Source organism: Thermoleptolyngbya sp. PKUAC-SCTB121, from assembly GCF_016919485.1.
Lineage (GTDB): Bacteria > Cyanobacteriota > Cyanobacteriia > Elainellales > Elainellaceae > Thermoleptolyngbya > Thermoleptolyngbya sichuanensis.
In genome coordinates, this window is sequence record NZ_CP070366.1 from 2,988,432 (window position 1) to 3,007,373 (window position 18,942).

Consider the following 18,942-nt stretch of genomic DNA (forward strand, 5'->3'; position numbering starts at 1 on the left):
CTTGAGGGGCATTGGTTGCGCTGCACGTCTCAGGGGCGTTGACTCCCGAAAGTCTCTGGTTTGCCAATTTCTCCGGGTTGGCAGAGGCTTCAAAGGCTAGCCGCTGCTACATGGGGGGATTGGTTCGGTAATGCCCACTTCAATGACAGGGTGCGATCGCAAACAATTCGTTACGATGTAGGATGTGGGGAATTGGGTGGCCGAATCGCCTGTTTGTACGGCGCTGACCTGGTTTCCCCGACTCTATTCACGCCAAATTACTCAACCCCCAGCAGCGTTCTATGGCCCGTGACTACTACGACATTCTGGGTGTCTCTCGCGATGCCGACAAAGAGGAGCTAAAGCAAGCCTATCGACGGCTTGCCCGCAAGTATCACCCCGATGTCAACAAAGAGGAAGGCGCTGAAGAACGTTTCAAAGAAATTAACCGCGCCTACGAAGTGCTTTCAGAGCCAGAAACTCGCGCCCGCTACGATCGCTTTGGTGAGGCAGGCGTTGGCTCTGCGGCTGGCGCAGGCTATCAAGACTTTACCGATTTAGGCGGCTTTGCAGATCTATTCGAGAGCTTCTTTGGAAACTTTGCGGGTGCGGCTCCAGGTCAGCAGGCCCGTCGTCGCAGTGGACCCACCCGTGGCGAAGACCTGCGCCTTGACCTGAAGCTAGACTTTCGTGAGGCCATCTTTGGCGGCGAAAAGGAAATTCGCATCAGTCACCTAGAAACCTGCACCAACTGTAGCGGATCGGGCGCAAAGCCGGGGACACGCCCCAAAACCTGCACAACCTGCGGCGGCGCAGGGCAGGTGCGGCGGGCCACCCGAACTCCCTTTGGCAGCTTTACTCAGGTGTCTACCTGCCCCACCTGCAACGGCAGTGGGCAGATGATCGAAGAAAAGTGCGACGTGTGTGGCGGCAGCGGACAGAAACAGGAAGCCAAAAAGCTCAAAATTACGATTCCCGCTGGCGTGGACAATGGGACGCGGCTCCGCATTTCTTCTGAGGGAGATGCAGGAATGCGGGGTGGCCCACCGGGCGATCTTTACGTTTTTCTGTTTGTCAACGACGACGCGGAATTCCAGCGGGACGGCATTAACATTTTGTCGAACCTGAAGATTAGCTACCTGCAAGCGATTCTTGGCTCGAAGTTAGAGGTAAATACGGTCGATGGGCCCGTGGAAACCATTGTTCCGCCCGGAACCCAGCCCGGAACGGTGATTACGCTTGAGAATCGCGGCGTGCCTCGTTTGGGAAACCCCACTAGCCGGGGCGATCATCTGATTACGGTTCAGGTTGATATTCCCACTCGCGTTTCGGCAGAGGAACGGAAGCTGCTGGAGGAGCTTGCCAAGCTGCGGGGCGATCGCATCGGCAAGGGCGGCATGGGCTTCCTGGACAATCTGTTTCACAAGTCTTGAGCAGGATGCATGACGGAATCTTCCCCAGTCCCAGATATCCAGCTTGACCTGCGCGGCACGCCCTGTCCGCTAAATTTTGTGCGAACCAAGCTGCGTCTAGAAAAAATGCCTGCTGGGTCGCTCCTAGAAGTGTGGCTTGATCCAGGAGAGCCGATGGAGCAGGTGCCCGATAGCTTGCGAATGGAAGGATACCCGATCGAGCAAGTGCAGGAGCGACAAAGCGGAGACGGCGCTTATTTTGCCCTTAGTATTCGCCGTCCCTAGTTATAGGTGCAGAGTTATGGGTGCAGATTGCCAGCCCCAGTCGCTCGTTGAGGCCACGGTTCAGCAGGTGGGGTCGCAACGGATCACGGGTACAGTGCTGGCGGTGCAGGCTAATTACTACTTTGTGCGGCTAGACCCAGGCTGCTATCCGCCAAACACCGGGGATATGCTGCTATGTACCCGGCGATCGCGCCTGCGAAAAATCGGGCAGCAGGTTTGGGTGGGCGATCGCGTCGAAGTTGAAGAACCCGATTGGGCCGGGCAGCGAGGGGCGATCGCCCAAGTGTTTCCTCGTCGCTCCGAACTGGATCGTCCGCCCATTGCCAATGCCGATCAGATTTTGCTGGTGTTTGCCCTGGCAGAACCCGCACTCGATCCCTTCCAACTCAGCCATTTTTTGGTCAAGGCCGAATCCACAGGGCTATCGGTGTGCCTGTGTTTGAATAAATGCGACCTGCTGACGGAGGTAGAACTGGTGGCGTGGGGCGATCGCCTGCGACAGTGGGGCTATTTGCCGCTGATGATTAGCGTGCGCGAAAATATTGGGCTAGACAAACTTGCCCCTGACCTGGCAAAACAAATCACCGTCGTCTCTGGCCCATCTGGCGTCGGCAAATCCAGCCTGCTAAACGCGCTGATTCCAGCGGTCAATCTGCGTGTGGGGGAAGTCTCCGGCAAACTCCAGCGGGGCCGCCACACCACGCGCCACGTCGAACTGTTTGAGTTGCCAGCGGGCGGGCTGCTGGCCGATAGTCCTGGGTTCAATCAGCCCGATCTAGACTGCACTCCGGGGGAGCTGGCCCACTACTTCCCAGAAGCCCGCCAGCGAATGGCGCAAGCCGCCTGCCAGTTTAGCAACTGCCTGCATCGGGAAGAGCCAGACTGCGCCGTTCGGGGCGACTGGGAGCGCTATGAACACTATCGGATTTTTCTAGAAGAGGCGATCGCCCGTCAAGAGGCCCAGGAACGCACCCGCCATACCGAAGCCACCACCAAACAAAAAAGTCGCCAAGACGGCCAGACCGAAATCGAGCCAAAGCTAGAGCGCAAGAAGTATCGCCAGCCCTCACGGCGAGTTGAGAAACAGCGTCTCAAGAACTGGGATGCAGATGGTGCAGATATAGATGTAGACTAGCCGAACTCTGAGAAATCCAAGACAAACGTATACGCCAAGACTTTCGCGATAAGGGCGACTTTAGGACATCTTATTGCAAAAAATTAGAGGCGATTTGCAGGCGCTAACCGTTTAACCCCTCATTTCTTCCAGGACTTACGCACTTGCGATAAGCTCTTTGGGTTTTGGACAATTTCTCGCGGGCTGCGCCCGCGAGAAATTGTCCAACTGCGTAAGTCCTGTCTTCGTTAAGTTCGCGTTAGTATGCGTTTGCTCTGCTGAGAAATCCCCAGCGATTTGGTAACCGCAAGACTAGCCACGAGCCTGCGTGCTGAAAGCGATTGCCAAGTACTTAACATGCCTAACATAAAACTATTTCTTGGATGCATATTAAAATGGTTGACTTAAAGATAAGTTTTGTAAAGAAAAGTTCAGCATAAAATCGTAGAGTCAACCTCTAAACCGCTTAAACTTTTATGTTAATTCTGCAATCATTGTTGGGAAACCTGAAGAAATAATAAGCCGTGTTCAGCCAAACACAGCATGAAACCTGACAAGCCTCTATGGAGAATACTGCAAAGCGTTGCCAGGACTCCCATGAGATAGCGAACCCTGAGTCCTGGTTAACCTAAAGGTCTATCGACTGAGCCTACGCCTAGTCTTGCCTATCCGGCAGTGAATCTAGTGTCCGTCTACTTGCTGTAACAGATGATGACGTGGAGGGTGATGAAATGTTGAATAATGACTAATATCTTATCGATCAGCTATAGTTCCTAACAATTGTTTCTCTGTTGGTTCCTCTAATGCACTGTTCTATTCTGTAAAGTCGATTCCGTTAGACTCACAGCTACCCTGACTGCCTGACACATCTCTGGAAACCCCTGATTTCTCGTAGGGGACGCTGGCCCAAAAGCTCCTCTGACCAAGCCCTCCGGCTCCAACTCAGGAGCTATGGGCTTCGATCCCAAGACAACGAATTTTCTGGGCTTTCGGGACTTGTGTCAGGCAACCAGCACAGCTACCTTCTCGAAATCTCCTCATCAGCTTGTATTGGTTTCTATGCTTATTGCCCCTGTTTATCTTGCATGAGTCCTAAAAGCGCTGACTCAAAAGCCCTGACTCATAGATCTAATCTGCGGCTGATAAACTCATAGAAAAGACCATTTGAGGCAGTTTCAATAAGCAATCAGGGGCTTCTAGAGGTAGGGTATGCAAACCGGCAATTTTTTCTCAAACACGCTATTCTATGAACCAACAACAACTAGAACAACTGCGAGCCTACTGTAGTAGCGATGCTGCTTTTGAGCAACTCCGGCAAAATCTATTGAATTGGGCAGATATTTCTAAGGCGGAACAACAGAAAGCACTGTTTCGAGTAATTACAAAAATTCGCGAATCCTTAGATCTAAACACAATTTTTAAGACGGCCGCAATTGAGGTTCGCCGCCTTCTAAGTGCAGATCGTGTCGCTCTTTTTTGCTTTGAACCTAATTCTGGTTGGAATGATGGCGAGTTTTTAGCAGAAGATGTTGCCCCTGAGTTTAAATCAGTCTTATTAGAAAAGGTTCACGATCACTGCTTTGGTGAGCGATACGCAATTGATTATCACAAAGGACGAATACAAGCCGTTAGTGATGTTCGATCTGCAGGTCTGAAAGAGTGTCATATTGAGATTTTAAGTCACTTTCAAATTTGCGCCAATTTGGTTGTACCAATAATAAAAGAAGAAACACTTTGGGGTCTACTTTGCGTTCATCAATGCTCAGGTTCTCGCACCTGGACATCTGACGAAATCGAGTTTGCCAAGCAGGTTTCTACACATCTTGGTGTCGCACTTCAGCAAGCCAGTTTACTGGACAAAGTACGCTTTCAGTCAGAGCAGCAGAAAGCCTTATTTAAGGTGGTTTCTCGAATTCGAGAGCCAATGGATTTGGCAACTATTTTTAGAACGGCTGCAACTGAATCTAGACAGTTGCTTGGGGCTGATCGAGTTGCAATTTTTCGATTTGCGCCTGATTCTAACTGGAATGATGGAGAGTTTGTATCAGAGAGTGTTGGGCAGGGCTATGCATCAGTCTTAGCGGAAAAGGTTCAGGATCACTGTTTTGGCGATCGCTACTCTGATGCTTACCATCAGGGACAATTTCAGGCAGTTGCTGATATTTATTCAGCAGGTCTTCAAGCGTGTCATATTGACGTACTGTCACGCTTTCAAATCCGTGCTAATTTGGTTTTACCGCTTTTGCAAGGAAGTTATCTGTGGGGCTTATTGTGTGTTCATCAATGTGCTGAACCGCGCTTCTGGGAAGCGGAAGAAATTGAATTTGCTAGGCAGATTGCAGCCCAGCTTAGTGTCGCGCTAAAGCAGGCAGAACTACTGGCTCAAGCTCAACAGCAATCTGTGGAAACTGCGGCTGCATTAGATCATCTCAAAAAAGCACAAACCCAGTTGATTCAAAGTGAAAAAATGTCAAGCTTGGGGCAGCTTGTAGCTGGGGTTGCCCATGAAATTAATAATCCTGTTAACTTCATTCACGGCAATATAAGCTACGCTCGCCGCTATGCCCACGACCTCATGGAGTTAGTTAAACTTTACCAAAAGCATTATCCAGAACCTGTTAACGCAGTGGGCGATCGCGCTGAAGAGATTGATCTGAATTTTCTGATAGAAGACTTCCCTCGAATTTTAGCTTCTATGCAAGTTGGGGCTGAGCGAATTCGCAGTATTGTGTTATCCCTTCGGAATTTCTCACGGCTGGATGAAGCGGAGATGAAAGTAGTGGACTTACACGAAGGACTAGAAAGCACACTCCTCATTCTGCAATATCGCTTGAAACCCAAGTCGGTTTCTAACCCTGCGAACAATATTCAGTTGATTAAAGAGTACGGACAGTTGCCGCTAGTTGAGTGCTATCCTAGCCAGCTCAATCAAGTATTTATGAATTTGCTCAGCAATGCCATTGATGCCCTAGAGGAGCAGATTGGAGCAAGAGAAAAGGCAATTCAAGAAGGAATGAGTAGTGACGTCGATAGTCTGCGCCAACCCACCATTACCATCCGAACCAAACTGTGCGATCCCAGACCGTGCGATCAATGCGATCAACTGCACGAACACCATCCCCTTAAGGGCGATCGCCCCCAGTACGTTTGCATTTGCATCGCCGACAACGGCCCTGGGGTTCCTGAAAAACTACAACCCAAACTATTCGATCCCTTTTTCACCACCAAGCCTATCGGAAAAGGTACAGGGCTAGGACTCTCAATTAGTCAGCAAATTGTCTGCGAACGTCATCATGGCACGCTGCAATGCATCTCGCAGCCTGATACGGGTACAGAATTTCACATAAGAATTCCGATTCATCAGCACAAGGTCATGCAGGAGAATCTCAAACCCTCAGGCGCACTGAACCAAGCAGAACAGTAGCTATGGAGCCATCACCATTTACCCCAACGTCCACAGCAGCCCGACCCAAGAGTTTCAAACGGAATAACTTTTGAATTTGAAGCTTAATCCCTGATTGCCTGACACATCTCTGGAAGCCCTTGATTTCTCCTAAGGGGACGGTGACCCAAAAGCCCCCCCTTAACCAAGCCCTCCGGCTCCAATTTAGGGGTTATGGGTTTCGATTCCAAGACAACACAGTTTCTGGGCTTTCGGGACATGTGCCAGGCAATCAGGCTCAATCCTCGAATATAAGCGTCGTGGAACAAATCCTAAGCCACTGAACCCTGCTATGGCGACTCACCCTGAGTGACTTACCTTAATAATCCGCATCTTCCTCGTATTCCACGACCTTTTGCCGTTCGGGAATATTCAACTGCGGTGCGCGATAGGGCTGGGGGTTGTCGTCATCCTCCCACACGTCGTCCAGTTCTTCTTTCATCGGAGGTTCATAGGCATCGGCATCTTCATAAGCCTCTGCATACTGTTGGCGACGGGGCGGATCGTTCCAGTTATCTTCCGGCTCATCGCGGTAGAGCGGCTCTGGCTGGCGCTGACGCAGCGGCTCCTGGATCGGGCGGCGGGGTTCTTCCCACGTATCGTCATCCCAGGTCGATTCGCGGGCAGGCGCACGCATCGGCTGAGGCGCAGGGGTACGCACACCCGTCGGCAACTGGTTAGACGTAGACACCGGCATAATGTAGTCTTCTTCGTCGCGCTCCCACGGCGGACGACCAATGCCGATGCGCTCCAAAAAGCCCACGCTAAGCTGCGACATCTTTTGCTCCGCGCCCTCAAACACAATCAGGCGATCGGGGCCGCTGCTCACCACCTCTTCGATCGACAGTTCGTAGGTGCTAACCACCTGATCGGGAATAAAGGGAAACCCAATCGAGGCGATCACAATAGACTCAAGCTGACCATTTTCGACGTTGAACCGGAAGCCCCGCACCTTGCCCAGCAGTTCTCCCGTCTCAGTGATCACTTCGCTGTTGATCAGGCTGCTATATGCTTCTGTGTCAACTTCATCCTCTACCGCAGAGTCGTCATCGACTAAAATCACGTCGCCGATCTGGCGAATGTTCGCAAGATACATCATCTGCTGCGTGCCAGACACCACGCCCGATAGGATGCTTTCCCGCAAACCGATGGCAACCACCTCGCGGCGATCGACATCCACCCAAAGCTGGCTCACGACACCCAGGCGCTTGCCGGTGTCGCGGGTGATGATTTGCGTTCCAAGGAGGTCTGAGCGTTGGCGGATTTGTTCAGATGTCATTGTCGAGTCCTAACCTCGAACTGGTTGAAATAGTTCGATTGAAATATGAATACAGTAGATACGGTCAGATATCAATACTAAGCCAATCTTAACCAAACTCGAACGTTTGGTAAGTCTGTCTTGAGTTCGGAAAGCCGCCCTTGGGGGTAATGGGGCAAGAGACGGAAAAAACGAAAAGTGAAAAACGAAAAACGGAACCTCTTCGCCCTTCGCCCTTCTCTCTTCATTCTTCTCTCTTCGTTCTTCGTTCTTCGTTCTTCCCTCCTCCCCTCCTCCCTCACCCCGAAACGTTCTGCTGCAAGTCGATGCCCAGCACCTGCGTATAGGCTCCCCGCGCCTGGGTTACGCCGATGGTGCGCTGGGCGGCTTCGATCATTGGGCGGCGCAGGCTGACAACGATGAACTGAGCCTGCTGGGCCTGGTGCTTAATCATCCGGGAAAGACGCTCCACGTTTGCGCCATCCAGGAACATATCCACTTCGTCGAAAGCGTAGAAGGGTGAGGGACGATAGCGCTGGAGAGCAAAAATGAAGCTGAGGGCAGTGAGGGATTTTTCGCCCCCAGACATAGAGGCGAGGCGGCGGACGGGCTTGCCCTTGGGATGAGCAACCAGATTTAGCCCACTGCCAAAGGGATCGTTGGGGTCGTCGAGTTGCAAATAGCCATCGCCGTCGGACAGTTCGGCAAAGATGGACTGAAAGTTTACGTTCACCGCGTCGAAAGCCTCCTTGAAGGCTCGCTGACGTAGGGTGGTGAAGTTTTCGATGCGGAGGAGCAGCTCGCTGCGCTCTTCGTCCAGCGTGCCGAGCTTTTGGCTGAGGTCTTCCAGACGCTCCTGGGTGCGCTCGTATTCTTCCAGGGCCAGCATGTTGACAGGTTCCATATTTTCGATGCGGCGCTGGAGCGATCGCAGTTCGTGCTGCAATTCGCCCAGGTCGGGCAGCGGATCGGGCAACTCTGGTAATGGGTCTGGTAACTCCGCCCGCTTTGCTTCTAGCGCTGCCTGGAGCGTGGCCAAGCTTTCGCGGCGGGTCTGCTGGGTTTCCTGGAGTTTTTGGCGCTGCCAGTCGGCCTGTTGCTGAGCGGTTTGGCGATCGCGCAAGAGGCGTTCCGTGCGATCGCGCTCCTGTTTTTCCGACGCGAGGGAGGCCTCCAGCGAATCCAGCGCCGCACGAGTCTGGGCGATGGTCTGGCTGAGGGCGGTCTGCTGAGTCCCCAGCGCAGATCGCTGCTGCATCTGCGTCGTCTGCTGAGTACGGAGATCGTGCAGCCGCTGATTTAGCTGGGCGATTTTTTCCTGGAGGCGCTGCCGCTGAATTTCCAGGTCTTGAACCCGCTGTTCGGCAGATCGCAGGGCAAGCTGGCGATCGCCCAGTTCTGCCTCCTGCTGACGAATAGTGGCTTGAATCTGCTGCCACTCGCTGTGAGTCTGGGATTGCTCCAGGTCTGCCAGGACTTGTCGCTGGCGCTGGAGTTCGGCTTCCTGGGCGGGCAGGTCGCGTTCCAACGTTTGCAGGCGCTCTTCGGCAGGGCCAAGCTCCTGGCGGTTTTGCGAAAGCTGGGTGCGAAGCTGCCCTTCTTGGGTCACCAGTGCTGCCAGTTGGGTCTGGAATTGGTCTGCCTGGAGTTGCACTGCACGCTGCTGCTGGCGGGCTTCGTTGAGCGCCTGGGTGTGGGTGCGGACGGCTTCTGTGCCCTGGGCGATCGCCCTTTCACAGCGCCGCAGAATGGTGTCGATTTCCGAGAGGCGATCGCGCAATGTGGCCGCTTCGGCCGATTCTCCCGGCTGCACTGTGCCAAATCTCAGAGAGCCTTGCCGCTGGGACACGCTGCCGCCCGTCATCGCGCCGCTGGTTTCCAGCAGTTCGCCGTCCAGCGTCACAATGCGATATTTGCCCAAGTGCGGTCGCGCCTGTTCTAGCGTGCGAAAGACCACCGTGCTGCCAAAGACATAGGCAAACACATCCTCAAAGCGGCGATCGCAGTCAATCAGGTTCACCGCATAGTCCACAAACCCGTCTGGTCGGTTACCCTTTGGGATTTCCGTAAACTGCGGCACGCGGATTTTGTTCATCGGCAGGAAGGTGGCTCGACCCGCCCGCCGCTGCTTCAGCAGGTCGATGCACCGCGCTGCGATCCGGTCGTCTTCCACCACCAGATTGCCCAGGCGGCCGCCCGCCGCAATTTCCAGCGCCAGTTGATAGGGCGAATCGACTCGCCCCAGTTGTGCCACCAGCCCGTGAACCCCGTCAATACCTGCGCTCAAAATCACCTGGCTGGCTCCGGTGCCCTGGGCCTCCTGCATCGCCTGAGTCTGGGCTTCCAGACGGTCAAGCTGGCGCTGTTTGTCGCGCTGCTCGTTCAGCAGACGGGTCTGGGTGTCTTGCTGGGTCCGGAGGTCTTGCTCGGCTTCGGTAAGCGCTTGAGCGAGTCGCTGCACCTGGGTTTCAGCCTCGGCCCGCTGCGCTTCAACGGTAGATTGCTCGGACTGCTTTTCAGCCAGCGATTGGGCGATCGCCCCCAGCGCTTCCGTCTGTTCCTGAATCTTGGCGCGGAGCTGCGACACTCGCTCTTGCAGCCGCGCCTGCTCCGTGCGCTGCGGCTCAATTTGGTTCAGCAACTCCTCCATCTGGCGACGCAGGGCGGCTTGCTCCTGCACCCAGGCCTCCGACGCTTCAGCGATCGCGCTGGACTGTTCCCGGCTAGCTTGCAGGGCCCGCTGAGCGCGATCGCGGGCCGCCTGGAGGGCAGCAATTTCCTGGGTTTCGATGCGCTGCTGATCCGCAGAAGCCTGTTCTAGCATCTGCATTTGCTCCTGAAGCGCCTGCTGCGCCTGGGCAATCTGCGCCATCGTGTCGCGGTTCGCCGTCAGGAGGTCCTGCTCTTGCCGCTGGAGCTGGCGCAGTTCGGCTTCGTGCGTCGCTAGGGTGGATTGCAGCGCCAACTGCTCGTCTTCGCCCAGCGCCTTCACCCGCGCATTCAGCCGCTCTAGATCAGCGGTAATTTGCTGAATTTCGGTCGCCAGCGCCGTCAGTTGTGTAGCAGTTTCCGCCAGAGCGCGATCGCCCTCCTCGATCTGCTGCTGGAGCTTCTGCGCCTGGTCTTGCTGACTCTGCCAGTTCAGCACCACTTCCCACTGGCTTTTGGACTGAAACTCGGCTTTGAGTCGCTTATATTTCTCTGCCTTGAGGCGATCCTGAGCGAGGCGATCGCGCTGCTCGATTAACTCCCGCTCCACAATGCGAAACTTCTCTTCCCGCTCCTTCACCGCATCCAGCTTGTCCTTTGCTTGGGAAATCTTGCGGTCAAACGCCGCCACGCCCGCCAATTCATCAATAATTTCCCGCCGTTCACGGGGATTCATGGAAATAATGCTGGTGACGTCGCCTTGCAGCACCACGTTATAGCCTTCGGGATAAATCCGAAAGCGGTGAAGCTGCTCATGCAGTTCGTTCAGCGTGCAGGGCTGTCCGTTGATGTAATAGTTCGAGGTGTAGGTTCCCTGCTGCGTCACCCGCAGCTTGCGCGTCACGCTCCATTCGTTGAAAGGAACCATCACCGGGGCAACACCGAGCTGGCTGGCATCCGGCTTTTTGCCGCTGCCGTTGCTAGGACTGCCGCTCCCGTGATTGCCGTGATTGCCATGATTGTCATTCAGATATCCGTTCTGGGGGGCGGCATCTATCTGTCCATTGCCTTCACCAAAGGCCAGATCAGCGCTGGGCAGAGGATCGTCATCGCCCTGGTAGGCCGCGATGTCTTCTTCATCCAGCGCAAAGGTAACGGTGACGCTGGCTTCCACCGTGCTGCGGCCGCGACTGACCACGCTCTGGTTCACCAAATCTGGCAGGCGCTCTGCCCGCATTCCTTTGGAACCCGCCAACCCCAGCGCAAACAGCAGCGCATCCAGAATATTCGACTTGCCCGATCCGTTTGGGCCAGAAATCACGGTAAACCCCGGCAGCAACGGAACCTGCGTTGTGCCACCAAAGGATTTGAAGTGAGACAGTTCTACGCGCTTGACGTGCACAAAGGGGCAGGAGCAGAGAGGTTAATACGAATATACTAATCCGCTGGACTACTGAACACCAGTTTTAACAAAAAAACTTGGCCTTGAGCCAGGAAGCCACCATAAAGTTTAAGAGAGGCTTCATGCTTCCCCAGACGCAGTGGCCAGCCGCTAGAGTAGCGGAGGTTCAGCAAACAATCTCTCTTCATCAGCCCCTTCTTCCCCAACCTCGCCCTATGCCCGTCTATCCCGGAATCTCCAGCGAAGCCTTCCGTCACCCGCTCGATCAGCAGGCCGAGCAGACGCTCCGCAGCGTGCCGGGGTTTGACCTGGTGGCACGGCGCTTTGTGGAATTCGTTTATGAGCGGCCGCGGCAGGTGTTTTTGTTGGGCAATGCCATCGAGGTGGGGCCACGGCAATATTCCACGCTGTTTCAGATGTTTCGGGAATGCCTGCGATCGCTCGATATTGCGCCAGAGCCGACGCTGTTTGTCTCCCAATCGCCGATGGTAAACGCCTACGCGCTGGGGCAAGAGCGGCCCTGCGTGGTGCTAAGCACGGCCCTGCTTGACCTGAGCGACGAGGCCGAGATAAAAGCCGTCCTAGCTCACGAACTGGGACATCTAAAATGTGGACACACGACGCTGACGCAGATGGCAAGCTGGGTCATCACCGCTGCATCGGGATTGGCAGAGATGACCTTTGGGCTGAGCAGCCTCGTCAGTACGGGGCTAATCCTGGCCTTTTATGAATGGCTGCGGAAGGCGGAACTGTCGGCCGACCGGGCGGCGCTGCTGGTAATGGACGACGTAAAGCCCGTGCTGCAAAACATGATGAAGCTGGCAGGCGGCAGCAGCCGCTATGCCCACGAGCTGAGCCTGGAAGAATTCTCGCGCCAGTCAGAGCGCTACCAGAATCTAGATCAAGACGGCATCAACCAGGTCTACAAGTTTCTGCTGTATAACAACCTATCGCAGGGATTTTTTCAGACGCATCCGTTCACCGTGGAGCGGGTGCATTTTCTGAAAGAATGGTCGGAATCGGAAGAACTGCGGCAGATTCGCGCAGGCAACTATCGCCGCGCTGGAGAGCCGACAGTGGACGCAGAGCCGCCATCCCCCAGTAGTGAATCGTCGTCCACGGGCGAGGCCGATGTGGAGCGGCTGCGGCGCGAAGTGGCAGACTTTAGTTTGGACTAATGGTGAAGAGGAAGGCAGTCAATGAGAAGCACCGACTGCCGTAAGGTCAATGAAGTACAACCAACATTGACCCCATGATTTTCAACGAACTTCAGCAATTTCGCCAAACGTTGTATGCCAGCTTGGGAAACGCCAGAGATGCCCTGTTTGATCTGATGGATGCCGTGTTAGTGAGTGCGTGCATCGTGTCGTTTGTGAGGCTATCGCAGAGTCCTGTCTTTCGTCGCCAGTGGTCGAGCCCCTATGAAGCGTTGCGCGATAGCCGCCTACCCCGCTCAAAGGTGCTGAAGCTGTTGGTGCAGCAGATACCGACTCAGCAGCAACCGTTGTTGGCAGGTGATGCGAGTCGGTGGAACCGTCCTGCTGCCAGGCGTTTGAAAGACCGCACCTTATCAGGCAGAACAGGACATGCCCCGATAGCCGGACAAAACTACAGTACCTTAGCCTGGATTGCTGAAGACAGGGGCAGTTGGGCATTACCATTGCGGCATGAGCGCATCACCAGCTTTGAAACACCCGCCAGTAAAGCGGCATTCCAACTCAAACAAGTGACTCGGCAGTTAGCGGTGCGTCCGTTGGCGATCTACGACCGAGGGTACGGCAATGCCAGTTTTGTCAACCAAACGGCAGGGATTGAGGCAGACTTGCTGCTGCGGGTTACATCCAATCGATGTGTCTATGGCGCGCCCCCAGCGTATCGAGGGCGAGGCGCACCTGCCAAGCATGGACATAAGATGAAACTCAATGACCCTGACACTTGGAGTGTCCCGGTCGAAACCGTTGAAGTCGATGATCCCAACTGGGGACGAGTGCGGGTCAGTCGTTGGAGTGCATACCATTTCCGCAAATCCCCTAAACGGGCAATGGAAGTGTTGCGCGTGGAGGTGCTGGAGACACAGAGCAGCACGCGACGCTTGGCTCCTTTGTGGTTAGTTTGGCTGGGTGAGCAGATGCCTCCGTTAGAAACCCTGTGGTTGCACTACCTCCGTCGCTTTGCCATTGAACACTGGTATCGCTTTGCCAAGCAGAGGCTATATTGGACACATCCCCAGTTCAGTTCTGTATCGGCAACCGAACAGTGGAGCAGCCTGATGCCGTTGCTCAGTTGGCAGTTGTGGTTAGCGCGAAAGGACTGTACTGACCACCCCTTGCCCTGGCAGGCACCGCAAGAAACGTTGACTCCGGGTCGGGTCGCACAAGCGTTTGCAGGCATTTTGGCAGCGATTGGCACCCCTGCTCCTGCGCCTAAACCTCGTGGTAAATCGCCAGGACGAGGCAAGGGGCACAAGCCAACTCCTCGTCCCTGCTATCCGATGGTCAAAAAACGAGCCTCGAAACGCAAGACATCCGAACAATCCCTGAACAGTCCGGTTGCAACAGCAGCTTAACTGCGAGCAGGATTGTATCCAATTCCTTAAGTTCAACTGTTATGAACGGTTGAGCAGATTCTTTATGGCATCCTGTTGAGCATTATTGTGATGCCAGTTAGTCCAAACTAAAGGGCAGAGTTGCAGCGAGAAATTGACCGCATCCGGCGATCGCGCTCAGAATAACAGGGCTTGAACCCCCAATCCCCAATCCCCAATCCAAACTCAACCGTGCCCCAGCCACTCGGCAAATTCCACAGCAAAGCGATCGCCCAAAATCGCCTCTCGAATCCGCTGGGTAAAGCGCACCAGTTCCGTGATGTTGTGAATGGAGATAAGCGTAAACGCCAGAATTTCGCGGGCGTGCAGCAGATGACTGATATAGGCGCGGGTGAAATTTTGGCAGGTGTAGCAGGGGCAAGTGTCGTCTAGCGGCGTGAAATCGCGGCGAAAGCGGTTGTTTTTCAAATTCCAGCGATCGCCCTGCACCAGCGCCGCACCGTGTCGCGCCAGTCGGGTCGGAATCACGCAGTCAAACAAATCCACCCCAGCGGCGATCGCCCGCACCATTTCTTTGTGCGTGCCCACGCCCATCAGGTAGCGCGGTTTGTCTTCTGGCAGCAGCGGAGCCGTCACCTGCACAATTTTCTCGATCAGTTCCGGTGGCTCCCCGACGCTGACACCGCCGATGGCATAGCCGAAGGCCTCATACTGGGCGATCGCCTCGGCCGCTTCCTGCCGCAAATCAGGATACACACCGCCCTGCACAATCGGGAACAGCGCCTGATCCGTCCGGGTGTGGGCCACAAAGCACCGTTCCAGCCAGCGCATCGTGCGATCGGTTGCCCGCTTCACTTCGTCCCAGGTCGCCGGGTGGGGCGGGCACTCATCAAAGGCCATAATCACGTCGGCCCCCAGCGCGTTCTGAATTTGAATCGAGCGCTCTGGCGTAATCTGGATAATCTTGCCATCGCGGGGCGATCGAAAGGTCACGCCTTCATCGGAAATTTGGCGCATCTCGCTCAGGCTGAAGACCTGAAACCCGCCCGAATCCGTCAGCATTGGCCCATCCCAGCCCATAAACCGATGCAGCCCGCCTGCCTCGGCCACCAGATCCTCCCCCGGCTGCAAGTGCAGGTGATAGGTGTTTGCCAGCACCATCTGTGCGCCCGTGCCCCTCAGTTGGGCAGGCGTGACGGTTTTCACGTTGGCCAGCGTGCCCACGGGCATAAATCGCGGCGTTTCAACCACACCGTGGGGCGTATGAAACACGCCTGCCCGCGCCTTTGTGACGCAGCACCGCGCCTGACACGTATACGAAAAATGACTGCCCAAGAGCTGCTCTAGCGTCCGCTACATTGAAAAATTTTCTTCGTCGTCAATCCGGACATCCCACCCCGCAGACAGGACTTCCGTGACCACTGCTTCTAGGGCTGCTGCGTTTAGCCTGCGACAGTTTTGGTCATCCAGCGGGTTCGACAGGGGCACCAGCCGCAGTAGGCGATTGTCTTGCACCAGATCAAAGCAGGCTTCGCCCTCTGGCAACTGAGACATCTGCAAGTAATCGAAGCTCTGGACGTTGAGATAGAGCGTGTGGTTTGCCACCAGGCTAGAACACTGGGGATCGGAAAAAACTTCCATCACGTAACCTTCGCACTCGCTGCCGGGGATTCCGTCCTGGATGTAGCAGTAGCGGACTTGGTGGAGATCTGCCAGGAGCCGCTGCATGTCTTGCTTGTTGACCAGGATGCCTGTGTCCACAAGGCAAGGGGCAGGAAGTCGGGGGTTACTGGATGGTGAATCGTGACTCATAACAAGAAAACCTGCGATCGCACCAGAATCCGAATCTGGAGTGAGCTAAAGGAACTGGAACAGCGAGGTGGCTGCGTCCATGCAGCCTAGACCAGAGACAGAGAAAACCGTAAAACCCTGAGAACAGTCGCCCAGAGTGAGAGAACCCGCCATAGCCAGGAGCCATAGCCAGCGAGACGGTAAATCTGGCAATATTTCAGCTAACCTGACTGAGCCTGAGTAGATCATATCTCAAGATTCCTTGCCTGATGGGAGGGGGAATCTTGGGATGGGCACTCACAGCCAGCTTGAACCATTTTTAGCGTCATTTTGGGTGTCAATTTTGACAGTCCTCAAGCCTTGACCCTTGTTTGCTCCTGACCTCGCCAAATTTTATGTAGGTTAGGACTGACGCATTTGAACGATTTCTCGCGGGCTGCGCCCACGAGAAGTCGTCCAAAACCTGGGAAATTCATCGCAAGTGCGTAAGTCCTATAGGTTTCATGTAGGTTTTATTGTGGTTAATTGGAACTTGCCTAAAGTATGGCGCGGCTTGAGCAATGTGAGTCAGCGTCATGGCTGATGCGGATCTAGATCAAATGTGCTAGCCACGGGTACTGATTGTCCTGTCTACAGGCTGAGCGAAGGAGGCAAATGGCTTGAGTCAGTGGGGTTCTACGCTAAGCGCAGCGATTGTGAACCTGGCGCAAACGCTGGCAGGGGCGATCGCCTTCTATACCTGCCTGCCCGTGCCCGACTGGATGCATCCGGCTTTTCCGCAAGTCGCCCGCATGGCTCCCGTGGTTGGTCTGCTGATTGGGGCGCTGCTGGGGCTAGTGGATGCCAGTTTGCATCAGTTGGGAATGCCCGTGCTAACCCGCAGCGTGGTGGTAGTTGGGCTATGGGTGGGGGTGACGGGCGGGCTGCATTTAGACGGTGCAATGGACACCGCTGATGGGCTGGCCGTCCTCGACCCGCAGCGTCGCCTGGCGGTGATGGCCGATAGCCGTGCCGGCGCGTTTGGTGTGATGGCGGCGATCGCCCTTCTTCTGCTCAAAACCGCTGCCCTGACCGATCTGGTAGACCCCGCCCTGCCGCGCCCGCTGTTGCTCGCACTGGCGGCGGGCTGGGGGCGCTGGGGTCAGCAAGTGGCGATCGCCTGCTATCCCTATCTCAAGCCCACCGGCAAAGGAGCCTTTCACAAAGCCGCCCTGCCCAGTCCTGCCCACACCCTACCCAGCCTGCTGCTGCTGCTCAGCCTCAGCCTCTACCCCGCCCTGGCAAATCCTGACCCGTGGCGCTGGAGCCTGATTTTAGGGCTGGGTGCTGGGGCGATCGCCCTCCTGCTTCCCGCCTGGTTTCATCGCCGCCTGGGAGGACATACGGGCGACACCTACGGCGCGGTCGTGGAATGGACAGAGGCGTTGGTGCTAGTGTTGTGTACCCTGGCTTAAGGAGTGTTGGAGCGAAGAATGAAGAGAGAAGAACGAAGAGGTTCCGTTTTTCGTTCTTCTTTCTTCGTTTTTCGTTCTTCGTTCTTCATTTTTTCCCTCTCTCCCCCCTCGTCCCTCTATCCCCCTAACCTTCCCTCCCATGACTACCCCCCTCTCTACCTGTGTCGCCGCGCTCCATCTGCCGCAAATCGAGCGCCACGTTTTTATCTGCGCTGATCAGACCGTGCCCAAGTGCTGCGACAAGGGCGACAGCCTGGTGGCGTGGGATTATTTGAAAAAGCGACTAAAGGAATTGGGACTAGACCAACCCACGGGCGATCGCCCCACCTGCGTTTTTCGCACCAAAGCCAACTGCCTGCGGGTTTGTCAGCAAGGCCCCATTTTGGTGGTCTATCCCGACGGGGTATGGTATCACAGCGCCACCCCGACCGTGATTGAAGAAATCATCCAGAAGCACCTGCTTGGCAATCAAATCGTCCAGGACTACGCCTTCCTAGTTCACCCGCTACCTGCGCCATCCGATGAATTGAAAACACATGGCAGGTTGAATCTGGACGCGCTACAGTCAGAAAGCAAAGATTAATCTATTAATTTCAACATTGCTTAACTATGCGGATTTCCCGCTTGCGCTCAGTATGATGTAGACAGGTCTACTGAAGGGCGGAATGTCTTCACGAAGCCTTGACTTCGGCACAAAGTCAGGCCAGGCAAATCAGGCAACGCAAATCAGGCAATACAAAATTTCTTCAGGTTCTTGGGCTAAGTTGTGCGCTCTGTGGATCTACTGGGTATCATTTATTAGCACGATTCATCTCAACTCAGGCATGGCGAGTGATGTAGCATGACAAAGGAAGCCAGTGTGGGAGAGCACAAGCGACTTTTATTAATTGACGACGACCCAAACCTCATTCTGCTCGTAAAGGACTACCTAGAGTTTCGGGGGTATGAGGTCATCACCTCAGAGAACGGTCAAGAAGCGCTAGAAGTGCTGCAAAAAGAGACACCAGACATGATCATCTGCGATGTAATGATGCCGCAGATGGATGGCTACTCGCTGGTGGAGCAAGTCAGAAAAGATCCACGCACGAGCTGGATTCCAGTGCTGTTTCTCTCTGCGAAAGGGCAGAGCCAGGACAAAATCAAGGGCTTGAACACTGGCGCTGACGTGTACATGGTGAAGCCCTTCGAGCCAGAAGAACTGGTTGCCCAGGTAGAGTCTTCTCTCAAGCAAGCCTCTCGATTGATTCAGCGGCAGGACAAGGGGCTGGACAGCGCCCCCAAAATTCAGGTGCCCTTCGACGTTGAGCTAACGCCGACCGAGCTGCGGGTGGTGCAGTTTGTCGCCCAGGGCATGGCAAACCGAGAAATTGCCGAGAAGCTGAACGTGAGCCAGAGAACGATTGAAAGCCACGTCAGCAACATGCTGGGCAAAACGGGACTACACAACCGCACTGAACTGGCTCGCTGGGCGATCGAAAACAGTATGGCGTAGCTTTATAGGTTGACTTTATGGGTCTTTAACTTGTAGGTCTTTAACCTCTAAGCCTTCAACTTCGAGTACGGTCGCCATCGGAAGGCGGCCGTACTTGTTTTTTGTAGGTTTCATGACCG

At 54.9% G+C, this 18,942-nt stretch carries 13 protein-coding genes; 9 read left to right on the forward strand and 4 right to left on the reverse strand.

Features of this window, described 5'->3' with window-relative positions; genetic code table 11:
- Positions 1-281 precede the first annotated feature (281 nt).
- From dnaJ to JTM80_RS12285, 4 genes are all read left to right on the forward strand, one after another.
- Positions 282-1,412, forward strand: a complete 1,131-nt coding sequence (gene dnaJ / locus JTM80_RS12270; RefSeq protein WP_172356232.1) for a molecular chaperone DnaJ — start codon at positions 282-284, stop codon at positions 1,410-1,412.
- A 9-nt stretch (positions 1,413-1,421) separates the two neighbouring features.
- On the forward strand, positions 1,422-1,676 hold the full coding sequence (locus JTM80_RS12275; RefSeq protein ID WP_172356230.1) for a sulfurtransferase TusA family protein: 255 nt from the start codon (positions 1,422-1,424) through the stop codon (positions 1,674-1,676).
- A 16-nt stretch (positions 1,677-1,692) separates the two neighbouring features.
- Positions 1,693-2,811, forward strand: a complete 1,119-nt coding sequence (rsgA, locus tag JTM80_RS12280) for a small ribosomal subunit biogenesis GTPase RsgA (protein ID WP_172356228.1) — start codon at positions 1,693-1,695, stop codon at positions 2,809-2,811.
- A 1,225-nt stretch (positions 2,812-4,036) separates the two neighbouring features.
- The gene (locus JTM80_RS12285) at positions 4,037-6,214 is read left to right on the forward strand and encodes a GAF domain-containing protein (protein WP_172356226.1); all 2,178 of its coding nucleotides are present in this window, start codon (positions 4,037-4,039) and stop codon (positions 6,212-6,214) included.
- Between the two features lie 337 nt (positions 6,215-6,551).
- On the opposite strand, the gene JTM80_RS12290 is transcribed toward JTM80_RS12285, so the two are convergent.
- Entirely contained in the window at positions 6,552-7,511 is a 960-nt protein-coding gene (locus JTM80_RS12290) for a PRC-barrel domain-containing protein (protein ID WP_172356224.1), read from the reverse strand.
- A 277-nt stretch (positions 7,512-7,788) separates the two neighbouring features.
- The gene (gene smc / locus JTM80_RS12295; protein WP_205369512.1) at positions 7,789-11,541 is read right to left on the reverse strand and encodes a chromosome segregation protein SMC; all 3,753 of its coding nucleotides are present in this window, start codon (positions 11,539-11,541) and stop codon (positions 7,789-7,791) included.
- Between the two features lie 215 nt (positions 11,542-11,756).
- Between smc and JTM80_RS12300 the strand changes: the two genes are divergently transcribed.
- Both JTM80_RS12300 and JTM80_RS12305 read left to right on the forward strand, forming a co-directional pair.
- Positions 11,757-12,719: a M48 family metallopeptidase gene (locus JTM80_RS12300; RefSeq protein ID WP_205369513.1), complete on the forward strand. Its 963-nt coding sequence runs from the start codon at positions 11,757-11,759 to the stop codon at positions 12,717-12,719.
- 74 nt (positions 12,720-12,793) lie between these two features.
- Positions 12,794-14,107 carry an NF041680 family putative transposase gene (locus JTM80_RS12305; RefSeq protein ID WP_205369514.1) on the forward strand — a complete coding sequence of 438 codons (1,314 nt, stop codon included), beginning with the start codon at positions 12,794-12,796 and terminating at the stop codon, positions 14,105-14,107.
- Between the two features lie 204 nt (positions 14,108-14,311).
- Here the strand turns inward: JTM80_RS12305 and tgt are convergent, their stop codons facing one another.
- Together tgt and JTM80_RS12315 are read right to left on the reverse strand one after the other, a co-directional pair.
- The gene (gene tgt / locus JTM80_RS12310) at positions 14,312-15,421 is read right to left on the reverse strand and encodes a tRNA guanosine(34) transglycosylase Tgt (protein ID WP_172356217.1); all 1,110 of its coding nucleotides are present in this window, start codon (positions 15,419-15,421) and stop codon (positions 14,312-14,314) included.
- Between the two features lie 18 nt (positions 15,422-15,439).
- Entirely contained in the window at positions 15,440-15,898 is a 459-nt protein-coding gene (locus JTM80_RS12315; protein WP_172356215.1) for a hypothetical protein, read from the reverse strand.
- A 638-nt stretch (positions 15,899-16,536) separates the two neighbouring features.
- Between JTM80_RS12315 and cobS the strand changes: the two genes are divergently transcribed.
- From cobS to JTM80_RS12330, 3 genes are all read left to right on the forward strand, one after another.
- On the forward strand, positions 16,537-17,331 hold the full coding sequence (gene cobS, locus JTM80_RS12320; protein ID WP_225906618.1) for an adenosylcobinamide-GDP ribazoletransferase: 795 nt from the start codon (positions 16,537-16,539) through the stop codon (positions 17,329-17,331).
- A 139-nt stretch (positions 17,332-17,470) separates the two neighbouring features.
- Positions 17,471-17,914: a ferredoxin gene (locus JTM80_RS12325; protein ID WP_172356213.1), complete on the forward strand. Its 444-nt coding sequence runs from the start codon at positions 17,471-17,473 to the stop codon at positions 17,912-17,914.
- A 258-nt stretch (positions 17,915-18,172) separates the two neighbouring features.
- Positions 18,173-18,823: a response regulator transcription factor gene (locus JTM80_RS12330; protein WP_172356211.1), complete on the forward strand. Its 651-nt coding sequence runs from the start codon at positions 18,173-18,175 to the stop codon at positions 18,821-18,823.
- The last annotated feature ends 119 nt before the right edge of the window (positions 18,824-18,942 follow it).